Here is a 14,239-nt window from a genome sequence, read left to right as displayed (position 1 = left end):
CCTCATATACACTCCGGAACCCTCCATGTGCACTCCATGTACAATCGCCATGTGATTGTCGATCTGGATGACCTCACGGAGGCCCTCGCTCGTTTAGAGCTGGAGGGCGGCGACTGCCTTGAGATCGAGGCGAAGACCTTCTCCGAGTACTCCCGCGCGGCCCTCGGCCCCACACTGTCGGCCTTCGCGAACCTCCCTGGAGGCGGCACCATCCTCCTGGGCATCGGCGAGGACCCGGTTTCCGTCATCGGAGTCCAGCAGCCGCACGAGCTCCAGCAGGCCCTCGTCTCGCAGGCCCGTCAGGGCTTCTCCACCGAGATCGCTGTCGATCCGCGTTCCATCGCCATTGACGGCAAGACCGTCATCGCCGCCAATGTGCAGGAAGTCCCCATCAACAGCAAGCCATGCCGGTGGCGGGAGACAGGATCGGCGTACCTTCGTCAGTACGACGGCGACTACCGCATGTCTCAACAGGAGCAGCAGCAGCTCCTTCTCCGGCACCAGCGCCCCCGACAGGACTCCGTTGCCGTTCCCGGCACCTCCGTGGACAACCTCGAGGGCGACCTGGTCCAGCGCTTCCTCCGAGCGGTTCGTACCGGCTCCACCGCGCTGACCGGCCAGTCCGACGCCGAGGTCCTCCTCAATCTGAATGTTCTCACCGAGGACGGAGAGGCGACCCTGGCAGGACTGTACGCACTGGGCCGTTATCCCCAGAGGCAGTTCCCCGGCCTGTCCATCACGGCCGCCGTCACCGGTGCCAACGACGGAGTCAGGGCAACGGATCGACTCACGGTCGCGGGCCCCCTGCCGCAGATGCTCACCGATGCCGTCGACTGGGTCGCACGCGCCACGCAGACACGCATCCGGTTCGGGGATGACGGGCACGGCCGCGATGTCCACGAGTTCCCGCTCATCGCGGTTCGCGAGCTCATCGCCAACGCTCTCGTCCATCGAGACCTCTCCGAGCCCGCGCTCTCGAAAGGGGTTGAGATCCGTCTGCTGCACGACCGTCTCATCATCTCCAGCCCAGGTGGTCTCTGGGGGCTGAGTGTGGACCAGCTCGGTACACGCGACGGGAAGTCTGCGGTCAACGAGCACCTCTACACCATCTGCACCTTCGCCACGGACTACGAGGGACGGCGCGTGATCGAAGGCTTGGGCTCCGGGATTCGGGAGGTCCGGCGCGCCCTGCGAGACGCGGACATGGAGTCCGTCCGCTTTCAGGACACCGGTGTGCGCTTCACGGCCCTGCTCCCCCGAGGCGCCCTCCTCTCGCCCGAGGATCTCACCTGGCTGTCCGACCTCGAGGCCCACGGCCTCGGCGTCGAGCAGCGCCACGCGCTTGTCGAGATGCGGCATGGAACCTCATGGACGAACTCCTCCTACCGCCGTCGCTTCGGCTGCGACTCCCAGCAGGCCCGTCGTCAGCTCCAGGAGCTGGTGAACCGGGGCTATGCCGAGGCCCGAGGACAACGCGGCTCCACCTCCTACGTTTTGGCCTCCGACGGCGCTCGGCCGGCTTCCGACGTCAAGGCCGTCACTGTTCCCGCGGAGATCTCCGCCCTGTCCACCAATGCGCCCACCGTCTGGGCCTGTCTTGAGGGCGGGCCGCGCACGCGCCAGCAGATCGTCGAGGCCACGCACCTGTCCTCACGCCAGGTGATGTACGCGCTCAGACGTCTCAAGGAGGCGGGAGCCGTTCTGACGGATGGCGGTCGGGGCGATATCACCACCAGGTATCGTCGAGCCTGATGGGCACGCCTATCGACTGCGTCTCCTACCTGGACGACTGACGCGCCCACCGCGCCATCGCGCCCCGACGGGTCGCGTAGTCCGTCGAGGCGGGCATTCTTACGCGAGGCGGGCATTCCTGCACGAGCCGGACGACGCCGTCGTCGGACTCGCGCCGAAATGCCAGCCTCGTGGTTCCGGCCACCGGGCAGTGGCCCCGCCGGACCGATCTCGACGCGGAACTGAACCGATCTCGAGCCGGAACCGGACCGATCTCGGCGTCCGGTGCGCATCGCCGGGGTGCGCCCCCGACACCCCCGTCGCCCCGACGGCGACTCAGGACCCGGAGCCGCCGAGCAGATAGCGGGCGCACACCCCGGCGACGCACTCCTCGGCGGGGTTGACGCCGAAACGGTTGGCATCCATGTGCAGCAGGTCGAGTGCACGGCGTCCGGCGGATCCCGTACCGATCTCGCGCACGGTGCGGGCGGCGTCGGTGGCCAACTGCCCGGTCAGCTCGTCGGCGCGCCCCCACCCCGGGACCTCGCCCAACCGGCAGGCGAGCACCTGCTGCACCACGGAGCCGAGCGCGGTGCCGTCGCGCAGGCGCTCGGGGAGGCGGGAACCCCACATGCGCAGGTGGGCACCCAGCAGCTCGGCCGGCGGTAGTGGTCCGACGGCGGCCGCATTCGCCAGGAAACGAGCGGTCAGGGCGACCCTGGGCAACGGGCGGGGGACTGTCCAGACCCGGTTGTCCCAGCACCAGCGACTGGAGACGTCGAAGTGCCGCTCGGCCTCCTCCACCCCCGTCGGACCGCCGTACTTGTCGTACTCGGGCCCGTACACCGAGCACGCGACGCCGGCTCGTCCGCTCCCGCCGCCTGCGGTCAGCGGGTCGGGGACGAGGCGCTCGACCGTGCGCACGCGCGCCCGCCGGGCGGCAGCGGCCACGACGCCAAGATGCTCGAAGACCTCGTCCAGCGCATCCGGATCGGCCTGCAGCCGCAGCCTCACGTGGTGACCACGCAGATCGATGAAGCGCAGGAAGTGGGCGGAGCGGATCGGCCAGCGTGCGCGAACCTCGCCAATCCAGCGCGCGATCGCGGGCAGCAGCGCATCGGTGTCGTCCCCGCCGGCGCAGTAGATGCGCGCGTACAGCCAATCGACCTCCTGGCCCTCCCGGTCCTCGAAGGCCGCCCCGGCTTGCGCACCGACGTCGTCCGACAGTCCTCTCACCGGTCATCCCCACCATTCTCGGGTCGCTTGGGCCACTGCATGTTGATCAGGTACTCCAGGACCGTCGCCCGGCCCGCGGACGTCGCGCCCGCCATCTGCTCCCTGGCCGGCAGGGCCTCGATCAGGCTGAGGTGCTCGGCATCCGGATCGACCCAGCCGCGCAGCGCCAGCAGCGACACCGGCGATCTCAGGTCCACGTACCGGGGCTTGTGCTCGTCCGACGTCGTGCCGAGCTCCGCCTGGGCGCCCAGGTGCTGATGGACGTAGACCTCCGCGGGGATGCCCCACCGCTCGCGCAGATCCGTCACTCTCACGAGCGTCGCCGCTGGATCGCGGTCCAGGAGGCCGGCCACCTGGGCGGCCGGGAAGGTCCAGGACTCCCGACGTGTGACCAGGCGCCCGTGGGTGGCGCGCGGGGCGTGGACCGCCTCGTCCGGCATCGGACCGGTCATCTCCAGGCGACGACTGGTCCAGTGATCCGCCAGGGGGGACATCCGGGCCCACGGGTCGCTCAGCAGAACCAGCCAGGAGCGGTATCCGCCGAGGCGGTACTGCGGGATGAGCCCGAGATAGGCCAGCCCCACCGGTCCGTGAGCGTCGGTCAGGAACAGCGTGTCGGTGCGCGGATCGTGGGCGAGCCTCAGCGCGCTCAGAGGCGTCGCATCCGGCGCCGCGGGCTCGCCGGGCAGTCCGAGCGGGGGAAGGACGCCGCAGGAGGCGGCCTGAGCGGTGTTGCAGTCGGTGGAGACCTGAATCTCCAGAACGCGCTCAGTGCCCCAGGCCGCGCGGATCCCCCGCGCCAGGCGCTCGCGGTACCCTCTGCCCAGCAATCGGTGGAAGCGGGCCTGAAGGGCGCCGTTGCCATTGGTGAAGGCGTTGACCACCACCAGGCCCCGACCCGCGCTCAGCGCCTCCCGATCGGCGCCGATCGGCTGAAGATAGGCGCCCATGTGCCGCGGCGAGGCCGATGCGCCTCCGGACATGGCCGCGCGCTCGGGATCCGGCCCGGCGGCGAGATCCCGCGCGGCCGCGCCCAGCATCTCCGGGTCGCCGTCGGGGGCGTGCGCCAGGCTCATGAGGAAGGCGAGCGGGTCCTCGCACACCCCGCCGCGCCCGTACCGGGCGACGTACCGGCGCACCATGAGGTCGTAGATGCGAGAGCGGGTCACCCAGGGGTCCACGAGCCCGGCCAGGGACTCGACCTCCTGGCGGAACGGCGACAGCCTCATCGGGTCGTCCCAGTCCCCCCGCGACTCGCAGTCCTCGTAGAGCAGGCCGCTGGGCCTGGCCCCCAGCTCGCCGTCGGGGAAGATCCGCTGCGCCAACCGCTGCACATCCATGAGCAGCTCCGCCCGCCCCGGACCGTCCTCGACCGTGATGGCCCTCCCGAGCCTCTCAAGCCGGTCGAGGTCCTCGCCCCAGAGGCGTCGCTGACCGTCCGAGAGCGTGGCCGCCAGAGCCGGGAAGGGGTCCGCGCCCCTCGGCCAGGGGGCGTGGGGGCGTACGGCTCCCGAGGCGAGCAGACGACGCAGACGCAGATGCGGATCCCGCCCGCCCACGAGTCGGGTGGCCTCGCGCACGGTCACCGGCGCCGCATCGGGCCGCGCGCCGGTCAAGCGGTCGTGGGCGCCGACGAGCCAGCGGGCCGGCTGCACCTCCTCACCCCGGAAGACCAGGCCGTTGGCGTAGTCGTGCTCCGCGACGACGGTCAGCCCCAGCGCGACGGCGGACAGCGCTCCGACCGGTCTCGCGGCGGTGTCGGCCGTACCGACCGCGTCCGGCGCCGCAGTCGGATCAGCCGCCGCACCCGCGCCCCCGGGCGCCCCGGCACCGCCCCCGACGGCCGAGCCGGTTCCGTCCGGTCCCGGGGACGATCCATCAGCACCGCCGACGCCGCCGGCGCGATCGGGTCGATCGACACCCCCGTCCCCGGGGACTTCCCCGACGGGCACGACGTCGTCCCTGACGGGGGCGGCCTCCAAGCGCAGGAAGCCGGCCGGATCGAGATCGCGCGCCGTCGCGGCGAGGATCCCGTGGGCGAGATGAAGCGCCACCATGGTGCGCCGGCGACCGCGAGCCGGCCGGCCGGCCTCGCAGACCGTGGTCAGGCCGGAGAAGGGGCTGGCCTTCAGGGCCGCCCGGGTGGCCAGCGTGTAGAGGGTTCGCAGCACGCGCGGGTCGTCGAGTCGCCGCCCGCGTCTGGTCAGCGCCGTCACCAGCGCGGGGGCGGCCACCGCCACGGCGCGCAGGTACTCGACGTCGTCGAGGCCGGCCGCCAGCAGGGCGCGACTGCGCTCCAGATCCGAGGCGACCGCCGCCTCCACATTCGCGTACTCCGCGTGCCGCTGGGAGACCAGGTCGTCCCAGGCCGAGAGCATGGCGCCGACGTCGGCGGGCAGGCGATCCCGCACATGGACCGTCAGACCGCTGACGCGCCCCTGGAAGACCCTGCGCTTGGCACGCAGGACGGCCCGGCGCTCGTCGCGCTCCAGGCCGGGGACGAGCCGGTACAGGGGTTCGAGCAGCCGTTCACCGGCCCACTCCATCTCCCGGTCGAGGCGGCGCAGCCGCTCAAGGGCCTGGACCAGGGCCTTCTCAGGACCGGGGACGGCCGCCGACGGGAGACCGCCCAGGCGCACGAGGGTGGGCAGCAGCGACGTCGCGCGAGCGGGCGCGGGGCCCGGTCCGGCGGGCCCGGCCAGCGCAGCGGGCGCAGCGGCTGCAGACCCGGCCGGCTCAACCGACGCGGGCGCGGGGCCCGGTCCGGCGGGCATCGGGTCCGGTCCGACGGAACCGGCCGCGCGGCCGGGCGACACCGGCGAGGCCGACGCACCGGCCCTCGAATCGGCGCGCATCATGCGAGCGCTCCTCTCACAACGCTCACCGCGGCGAATCCCAGCCACACGACGCCCAGCACGGTGCCGACCACGCTCAGCAGCACGCACGCCAGGCCGTAGAAGAAGTAGGCCCCGCGGACGGCCAGCCCCATTCGCGCCAGCGCCGGGGGCAACGGCGCACGCCTGACGACGCTGCGCAGAATGAGCATGGAGCGGCCGCGCAGGTTGACCGAGCCGGTCAGCGCCTCGATGGTGGCCACGCCGTCGGACTGGGTCAGGGGGTTGAGGTTGGTGACGAGCATGGTGAGCTGGAAGGCGCACAGGGTCAGGGCCACCTGCCGCGCGGTGCCCGTGAGCGCCAGGGCCGCCGCCGCCTCCGCACCGCACACCACGCCGTCGGAGCAGATGCCCGCGAAGGCGAGCATGGCGCGCCCGAGCCGCGAGCGCACCTGATAGGAATCGGTGCGATCCACGTAGGCGATCGGCATCACCCAGAACATGAAGGCCACCCCCAGGCCGCGGACGGGGGTTCCCAGGTAGCCGGCCACGATCGCGTGCCAGGACTCGTGCCCGACGATGCTCACCAGCTGAATGGCGACGGCGATGAGGAACACGGACGCGGGCGGACGGGGGCCTCCGGACAGGTGGATCAGACTCTCCACCCCCGCCGCGTAGCCCCCCGCCGCCGCGAGGACGAACAGCCAGCCGAGCGTCCGCGCCGGCAGGTGGTGGAGCGCCGCCGCCACGGGTGCGACCACTCTCCGGTAGCTGCGGATCAGCATGAACCGCGGCAGCATCCAGTTCCCACTCCACCGGGGCGGGTGGATCCGCTCGTGCCGTCCGACGTGCGGCGGTGCGACGTGGCGGCCATCGACGCGCTTGCGGGCGCGGTCCTGCGATACGACGACTCGGGGAGGCTCGCCGCCCTCCAGCAGGCTCTTGGAGCGCAGGTACTCCACGAGACGAGTGATGCGCTGCCTTCCGGCGGCGTCGATCTCCTGGGGCAACTGGTCGATGATGGTGGGCAGCGAGCGAGCCCCGTCGAACTGGTCGACGATGAAGGCCGCGGCCTTCCCGAGACGGTGGTACGCCCCCGACGCGCTGTCGAACAGCATCGGCTGGTCGTCCATCCCGACGATCATCTTCACTCCTCGGCGCAGACGCGGGATGTCGCTGCTCGACACCCTTGCGGTGCTCGTCGTCGTGGTCATCGGGTCATGACTCCCTCGGGTCGGTTCGCGGTGGCGTGGTTGGCGGCGGGCGGAGGGAACGGCGCCTCCACCCGCCGCCATGCCGTCTCAGCAGGACGACGTCGACGCGCAAGCGCTGCAGGACGGGCACGAAGCGCACGCCGCGCAGGACGGGCACGACGCGCAGGACGGGCACGACGCGCAGGCACCGCAGAAGGCGCATCCCAGGGCGTTGCCCTCGGGGAGCTCCTCGACGCCGAAGTCGCTGTCGGACAGTGTCAGATCGATGGTGCTGGCCATATGCTGTTCACCTCCTTTCTGGTTCGTGTCACTGGTCAGGAGCGAGGCCCGTGCTGGGCCTCGTCGAGGGGTCCGGTCCGTCTGCGGGGACCGGGCCCCTCACCCCGCGGAACGGGGCGTCTTCGGGGACTCGCGCCCGGCTCAGGGCGATGGAGCGGCGCGAGCCGGGACGGCCACGGTGACGGCGAGCATCTGATGGCGGCTCACCCCGTCGGAGTCGAGCAGGTGGCGCACGGCCGAGGGTGACAGCCCTGCGAAGACCGTGCCGGTCAGACCGCGGGCGGCGCTGCGCAGGTGCACCGAGTAGATGACGGCGGCGGCGCGGGCCATGGCGTGGCGGTAACCGTGGGCCCCGGCCCACGCGTCGGCCCGGTCGAGGTCGGCGGCCACCGAGACGATGGCTCCGGCGCGGGCGAACTCCTTCTGCACGGCCATGCCCTCGATCTCCTCCGGGTCCGGCAGGTCGCGCACGAGGTCGGCGCCGTCGGGCCTCACCCGGTAGACGCCTGGTCTGGCGCCGCGCGGCCGCAGGAGCAGGACGAAGGGCTCGAGTGCGACGGCGGCGGCGTCCCGGCCCCAGGTCTCGGCGTCCTCGACCAGGGCGGCCCGCACACTCGCCAGGAGCGGTCCGGCGTCCAGGGGCTCGGGCGCGTAGTCGGTGGTCGACGAGCGCCGCTCGAAGGTCCGCCGCACATCGTGGCGGTAGGGGCCATCCTGCTCCAGGACGGAGGCATCGAGGGCCTCGCCGCCCAGTGGCCGGCGCGGGCGTCGCGCGGCCAGGCCGTCGGAGGTGGGCGCGGCGTCGGGATCGGAGAAGCCGTCGATGATCTCGCGCAGGATCTTGTAGTCAGTGCGCATGACGACCTCCCGAGGCCCCCTGGTCGGCGATTCCCAGGTCGATGACGGCCACGACCGGCTCGCGCCGCGGATCGGCGCCGATGGCGGCCGCCAGCTCCCGCTCGTCCCAGAGGGCCCGAGCGCGCAGGGGCAGGTCCAGGCAGCGGGCGACGAGCCGGATGACCTCCAGGGAGCACCCGCAGTCCTGGATCGCGAGCCGCAGGCCGAAGGACATGTACTTCTTGGCGAGCTTGTCCATGTTGCCGGTCAAGACGAGTCGCACCGCGCCGTCGGGGACCCTGGAGGCGCCGGGTGGCGGTCCCACCAGGGCCAGGGCGTGGTCGCGCTCGATGTAGGCGTAGACGCCCGGCGCGAGCGGAGTCGGCGAGCCTCCGTCTCCGGGGGCGAGGGCCCCGGGGGACGCATCGCCGGCCTGGGTCTCGGAGGCTCCGTCGGCCCCGGAGGACGTGCCGCCGGGCACGAGGACGTAGGCGGTGACCGAGCCGATGTTGCCGCCGGCCGCCGTCCAGCGGCGCAGCTTCGAGGTGTCGTTCGAGGCGCCAGCGGTGTCGGCGGGGGGCTGCTCGCCCACAGCCGCCCGCGCTCCCGGGCGCAGCGGCTCGCGCACGCCGACCGCCAGGGCCAGCAGAGTGGCGAGCTCCGCGAGCGTCGGTCGGCCGCCCGGTGCGGCCGGGTCGCCGGGGCGTCCCGGGGCGGGAGCTCCGGCCTCCAGGGCCTCCTGGGCATCCGCCTCCCGCTCGCCGGGCGCATGCGGCGCGTCCGCCTCGGTCAAGGGCCCGGTCAGGGGCCAGGGCCGATTCAGGCGCTCCAGGTCGGCATCCGGCAACGACGTGCGCGGGCAGGTGGGCCAGTCCCGGAACTCGCGCTGAAGACGCAGGTTGGAGGGCTTGTAGTGCTGCTGGTGCCCCTTGGAGTCCATGAAGGCCGTCGGGGGGATGGCCACCGCCTGCTCGTAGCGGGCTCCGACGGGGGCGGAGGGCGCGATCGGCGCCGGCGACCCGTCCGCCCTTCTCGATGCGCTGGCCGCCGAGCAGACGGGGCAGCCCGGGCGAGTGGCCACCGGGCGGTCGGAGCGGGTGAAGGTCTCCAGGTCGATGCGCCTGACGTCGCCCGGCAGGTGGGTGACGGTGGCGCGGGCGATGAGCGCGGCCACGGTCCGCGCCGCCAGGCCGACGGCGAGGTCCCGGCGATCCGCGTCCGGCATCGCCCCGGGCCCGGGCTCATCGGCGGTGGCGCACTCCAGGCAGGGAGAGAAGCTCGGATCGATGTACGGTCCGACCGTCACGGCATCGTGCTCGATCCGCACGCGGAGCAGGGGGATTCCGAGCGTCCAGCAGCGCTCGGCCACGCCGGCGGCGGGAGCGGAGGCGGTCGTCTCGACGACGACGGCGAGGGTGTCGTCCGGCTCCGCGCCGGCGGCGGCCCGGGCGGACAGCGTGGGGTCGAGGGCGCCGATGATCTCCTCGACGAGCCCGGCGTCGCCCAGAACCGCCACGCGGGCGGCCGCCAGGCGGCGAGCCGCGTCCTGCCAGGAGTCGTTGACGCCCGTGGAGTCGCCCAGGCGCGACAGCAGGCAGGCCAGCTCCGGAGCCGGTTGCGGATCGGGGAGCGGATCGCAGTCGCCCTCCTCGACGATACCGCCGGTCCACAGCAGGGAGACGGCCTCGAAGGCGCCGCCGGCCCCTATCCCGGTGGTCTCGCCGATCTGCTCGACGGTGCGGGTGCCGTCGCAGGCCTGCAGCAGGGCGCCCAGGTGGTCGCGCGCGAACGCCCCGCCCAGGACCTGGCTCTTCCGTCCGCCGTCGAGCACCCAGGTGTCATCCTCGTCGGGACGCATGCGCACCCCGAGCCGGACCACCGGCCTGCGGGGGATGCGGAATTGCAGGTCCTGACGGGCGGCCCGACCGACGTCGGCCGCTCGCATCCCGGAGGTCGTCGTGCTGTCCGCCATTCAGATCACCCGCCCGGGCAGGAGGGCGGCGAGCGCGGGGACCCCGTCGCGCCGGGCGGCGTAGCGCCCGGAGCAGGTCTCGCAACGGTCGGTCGCGATGGTTCGGGCCAGGGAGGTCATACCGGTGACGAGATCGACGGTCCACACCTGCCCGCCGAGCCCGTCGGCTCCGGTGGCGTCGTCCGGGCCGGGCTCGCCGCCGTCGACCGGGCCCTCACGGTCCAGGACGCCCAGGGCCAGGGCGATCAGGCCAGCGCCGAGAACCACGTGATGCCGGGCGTATCCCTGGGGAAGAGGTTCGAGGTCCTCGGGAAGCGGGCGGTAGCCGTGCTGCTGCCGACGCCGGGCGTAGCAGTGGTAGCAGGCCGTGCGCCCGGGTACGACCAGGGGCCCGCAGCGCAACTCGGTGGGGGTCAGCTCCAGGCCCAGGGAGGGCAGGGACCGGGTGAAGGACAGGTCGTCCAGGGCCTCGCGCAGGGCGACGCGGTCGGCGTCGGCCACCAGGACAAGGCGGTCGGCATAGGGGACCAGGGCGTCCACCAGGGCGTGATCGACGGGCAGGACGACGTCCTGCGGCCGGGCGAGGCGGTGGACGACGGCCTGTCCGAACTGCCCTTGCGGCAGGTAGGCCGTGACCGGTCGTGCTGCGGCGGTTCTCATGCTCATGCTCGTTCCTGCGGATGCGGGTCAGGCGAAGGGCTGACGGACGGGGTTGATACCGGCCTCGTCGTGGGCCTTCAGGCCCATGGCGCGGGGTGCCTCGTAGAGGCGGGGGGTGGCGAGGTAGCGGGCGTGGTGGCTGAAGGACAGCGGCACCGCCTCGGGCACGAGGGTCTTGACCACGTGCATTCCGACCTGACGGGCCTCGTCGGTGGTCAGGTCCACCACGACGGCCTCCGACCCCGCCCGCTCCAGCGCGGAGACGACCCGGTCGAGCGAATCGTCGGACGATTCACGGATCCCCCGGAGCTCGGGCCGTCCCATGTCGGTCAGCCGGCGGATGGGCCGGGGGCCCTCCAGGAGGAAGTCGAAGACGTGGCGCATGGAGGGGGCGGCGTCGGCCAGGGCGCCGCCGACCACGGTCATGTCCTGGCCGGTGACCTCCTGGGCGCGGGGACTGCGCGCGTGACTGCGCAGGGCGATGCGCAACGAGGCGAGCTCGCGGTAGATCTTGGCCAGGGCCCGCTGCGGGTCGAGGTCGCAGGTGGCCGCCACCACCTGGGACAGCTCGGTGTCCGCCTCGGAGGTCTGGACCGCGTAGAGGATCGGAATCCCGTAGTCGGTCGTGGCGTCCCGGAGGTGAACCGTCAACTCGGTGGAGGTCCCGACGCGGTGGTACTCGGCGACCTCGGGGTCGAGGACGGCGGGGTCCACCACGATCTCGGGCAGCCGAAGCCGCTGCAGCCAGGTCAGGGCGATGGCGTCCCGTTCGATGACCTCCAGCAGACCGCCGAGGACCGCCTCGCGCAGGTCGGAGTGAGCCGCCGTGCCCGTGGACACCGTGTTGGTGAAGCGCTCGGAGGGGCTGTGCACCGGGAACTTCAGGTAGACCAGGATGGCCGGCACGAAGACCTCGCGCCCCCGGGTCAGGGACCAGCCCCGCACCCAGCGCAGCGGCACCCTGGAGTCGAAGGGGACCAGGCCGCAGTGCGGGTCCGCCAGCTCCGTGGGCGAGCAGGCGGGCCAGCGGTCCGGGCCGATGGCGGCGTCGCCGAGGCCGGCGGGGGTGTCCCAGATCAGGTCCTCGTCAGCCCACGAGCAGCTGGAGTAGCGCTCCAGGGACTCCACGATCGCGATGTGCCTGGCGAGATCGGGGTCGATGGCGCCGCCGGCGCCGTCGATGTTCCCGGACTCGACCCGATGCGTCCAGGTGCGCTGCGAGCGCAGCGCCGCCGAGAGGTCGCCGAGGAATCCGGTCCAGATCGAGAAGGGCGGCTCCCCCGAGGACTGCGACAGCTCCGCGGCGCGGGACACCAGGCCGACGGGCGACTCGAGGGACGCCGTGCGAGCCAGTGAGGGAGCGATCGGCTCCACGAGCGCAGACCTGTACACGGATCCGCCTTTCACGCTGGGACAGGGTCGGGCACACCTTCAGGAACGTGCCGTTGATGCGACGAGTCTGCCCGGATCGCCCGGAACCGCGCATCAGTCGTCGATCTACTGCGCTGTCTCTCTTGGAGTGATCGCACACGCCCCGTTCGAACGACCCGATTCATCCCTTCGGCGCACCGCCGGTAGAGGGATGTCGGACGCGCTCCGGGCCGTGGCGGCCCGCCGCCGTGCGGGCCCGGTTGATCCGGTCGTGCGAGCCCGGGCCGCGACACGCTGGCATCTCACGGGCGGGGCCTCGCCGAAGCGACCTCGCGACATCATCAAGCGCACACCCGGGGGGCACCGTCAAGCCGAGGTCTTGGGTATTCTGAATCGTAATATTATCGTTATCTTCCCGGAAGCCGCGGGCGTCTCTGACCACGGCTCGTGCCGGCTACTTCGCGAGGAGACGTATGAGTTCCCTGACTGCCCTTGACCCCGAGCACACCCTCGACCCCGAGCGCATCGGCGTCGTCCTCATCGACGACGACGCGATGGCACTAACCTGCCTGGAGTCCTACTTCGCCGCGGCGGAGGATATCCACGTCCTGCTCGCGACGCGCCACGCCGACCAGATGCTCGAGTTCCTCGGGTCGAACCGGGTGAACGTCCTCATCACCGACGTTCACATGGAGAGCATGGACGGAGTGGAGATGGCGCGCGAGGTGCTGCGGGTATCCCCCAGCACCGGCGTCATCCTGCTGACCACCGTGGACACGGACGACAGCCTCATCCAGGGCCTGAGCGCGGGCGCCAGCGGCTTCCTGCTCAAGAGCGCGTCCGCCCACGAGATCCTCTCCGCGGTCCGGACGGTGCACTCCGGGGCGAAGGTCGTCACTCCGATGTCGACCGCGCGGCTGATCGACTATGTGCTGGCCTCCGCTCACGCCGAGGACGGGAGCGTCACCCTCTCGAAGCGGGAGCGCGACGTCCTCCACATGCTGTGCGAGGGCGCCTCCAACCGCAGGATCGCGTCGCAACTGTCCATCTCCGAGGCCACGGTCAAGTCGCACATCTCCGTGCTGTTCACCAAGACGGGGACGAAGTCTCGCCTGGAGATCGTCGTGTGGGCCTTCAGGCACGGCTACGCGGCCACCGGCCGCGCGCCCGCCACCGCGCCTCGCGAATGAGAGCCCCGGGGCCGCCGCGGCGCTCCGGGCCCCGGGGCGCGCAGCTCACGCCGGGCCGTCCCGCGCCCGGCCCGGCACCCGGGAGGGCACGCGGCGTCGGCTCATCTGATGGAGCTCCAGACCATGACGACCAGGAAGAGGATGAACCACCACAGGTAGGAGCCGGCACCGACCCCGCCCGATCTCGCGGGCCGAGTACGCCGAGCCCGATCGGTTGGGACGTAGGGCTGCGGCTGCGCATACGGGTTGGGGCCCGCGGGGGCCGCCGGCCGAACAGGGCCGCCCATCGGTTGCGCGCCGTTGTAGCCGGGCGGCAGTCCGGGGCCACCGCCGTAGCCGGCCGGCCGCCCGGGTGCGCCGTTGTAGCCGGGCGGCAGCCCGGGCACGCCGCCGTAGGGCGTCGACGGCGCCGGTACGGGCGCCGGACCGGTCCGCCGCGCGGGTCGGGCAGCCCTCCGCCCATCGGGGCCCAGATGCCCGTTCGCGGCGCTCGGCCGCCCGTCGCGGGCGCGCCCGTATCCCGAGGGCTGCGGGGCGGCCGCCCGCTGGTCCTGCGGGATCTCGCGCCGCATGGCGCGTCGCTGCTCCTCGGCCCGGGCGCGCAGCGCGGCGGTCGGGTCGGGCCGGGCCCCGGAGTCGGACGCCGCCCCGTCATCGGGCGCAAGCCGATCCTCCCGCGTGCGCCGGTCGGGTCCCTCCTCCGACCGGCGCTCGGGCGAGGGGTCGTCGAGCTCCGAGTCGTCGAACAGCAGCGACCCCATGAGCGGATCGCCAAGCACGGAGCCGAAAGGGGCCTCATCGAAATCCAGGTCATCGGCCTCCCAACCGATGGGGGCCCAGGAGTCCGAGTCAACGTCTTCGCGAACTGGCGGCGTGGTCATGGGCCCAGGATCTCACGCCGAGCCGATTCCGGGT

Annotated in this window: 11 protein-coding genes; 2 read left to right on the top strand and 9 right to left on the bottom strand. The window is 72.5% G+C overall.

Annotated elements, in window-relative coordinates:
* Nucleotides 1–51: 51 nt before the first annotated feature.
* Entirely contained in the window at nucleotides 52–1,752 is a 1,701-nt protein-coding gene (locus tag G448_RS0112930) for an ATP-binding protein (RefSeq protein ID WP_034495378.1), read from the top strand.
* A 315-nt stretch (nucleotides 1,753–2,067) separates the two neighbouring features.
* Here the strand turns inward: G448_RS0112930 and G448_RS16660 are convergent, their stop codons facing one another.
* From G448_RS16660 to G448_RS0112890, 8 genes are all read right to left on the bottom strand, one after another.
* Complete coding sequence (locus G448_RS16660) at nucleotides 2,068–2,958, bottom strand: lantibiotic dehydratase C-terminal domain-containing protein (protein ID WP_051269081.1); 891 nt, start codon at nucleotides 2,956–2,958, stop codon at nucleotides 2,068–2,070.
* A 5-nt stretch (nucleotides 2,959–2,963) separates the two neighbouring features.
* On the bottom strand, nucleotides 2,964–5,825 hold the full coding sequence (locus tag G448_RS16655) for a lantibiotic dehydratase family protein (protein WP_245572335.1): 2,862 nt from the start codon (nucleotides 5,823–5,825) through the stop codon (nucleotides 2,964–2,966).
* Nucleotides 5,822–6,988, bottom strand: coding sequence for a PqqD family protein (locus tag G448_RS0112915; protein ID WP_034495370.1), 1,167 nt, complete (start codon nucleotides 6,986–6,988; stop codon nucleotides 5,822–5,824). The genes G448_RS16655 and G448_RS0112915 overlap by 4 nt, the downstream gene beginning before the upstream one ends.
* A 114-nt stretch (nucleotides 6,989–7,102) precedes the next feature.
* Nucleotides 7,103–7,294, bottom strand: a complete 192-nt coding sequence (locus G448_RS17845; protein WP_084436759.1) for a thiocillin family RiPP — start codon at nucleotides 7,292–7,294, stop codon at nucleotides 7,103–7,105.
* 141 nt (nucleotides 7,295–7,435) lie between these two features.
* On the bottom strand, nucleotides 7,436–8,152 hold the full coding sequence (locus tag G448_RS0112905; RefSeq protein WP_026408318.1) for a hypothetical protein: 717 nt from the start codon (nucleotides 8,150–8,152) through the stop codon (nucleotides 7,436–7,438).
* On the bottom strand, nucleotides 8,142–10,103 hold the full coding sequence (locus G448_RS16645; RefSeq protein ID WP_051269058.1) for a TOMM precursor leader peptide-binding protein: 1,962 nt from the start codon (nucleotides 10,101–10,103) through the stop codon (nucleotides 8,142–8,144). The genes G448_RS0112905 and G448_RS16645 overlap by 11 nt, the downstream gene beginning before the upstream one ends.
* Nucleotides 10,104–10,769: a cyclodehydratase gene (locus G448_RS0112895; RefSeq protein WP_026408317.1), complete on the bottom strand. Its 666-nt coding sequence runs from the start codon at nucleotides 10,767–10,769 to the stop codon at nucleotides 10,104–10,106. It lies immediately after the preceding gene.
* Between the two features lie 21 nt (nucleotides 10,770–10,790).
* On the bottom strand, nucleotides 10,791–12,155 hold the full coding sequence (locus G448_RS0112890; RefSeq protein ID WP_026408316.1) for a YcaO-like family protein: 1,365 nt from the start codon (nucleotides 12,153–12,155) through the stop codon (nucleotides 10,791–10,793).
* Between the two features lie 452 nt (nucleotides 12,156–12,607).
* Between G448_RS0112890 and G448_RS0112885 the strand changes: the two genes are divergently transcribed.
* Complete coding sequence (locus G448_RS0112885; RefSeq protein ID WP_026408315.1) at nucleotides 12,608–13,324, top strand: response regulator; 717 nt, start codon at nucleotides 12,608–12,610, stop codon at nucleotides 13,322–13,324.
* 101 nt (nucleotides 13,325–13,425) lie between these two features.
* Here G448_RS0112885 and G448_RS0112875 read toward each other — a convergent pair whose 3' ends face one another.
* Nucleotides 13,426–14,205: a hypothetical protein gene (locus G448_RS0112875; protein ID WP_026408314.1), complete on the bottom strand. Its 780-nt coding sequence runs from the start codon at nucleotides 14,203–14,205 to the stop codon at nucleotides 13,426–13,428.
* Nucleotides 14,206–14,239 lie beyond the last annotated feature (34 nt).

It is taken from the genome of Actinomyces gerencseriae DSM 6844, from assembly GCF_000429265.1.
Lineage (GTDB): Bacteria > Actinomycetota > Actinomycetes > Actinomycetales > Actinomycetaceae > Actinomyces > Actinomyces gerencseriae.
The sequence above is the reverse complement of the archived record's forward strand: the minus strand, read 5'-3'. Positions and strand labels throughout refer to the sequence as shown.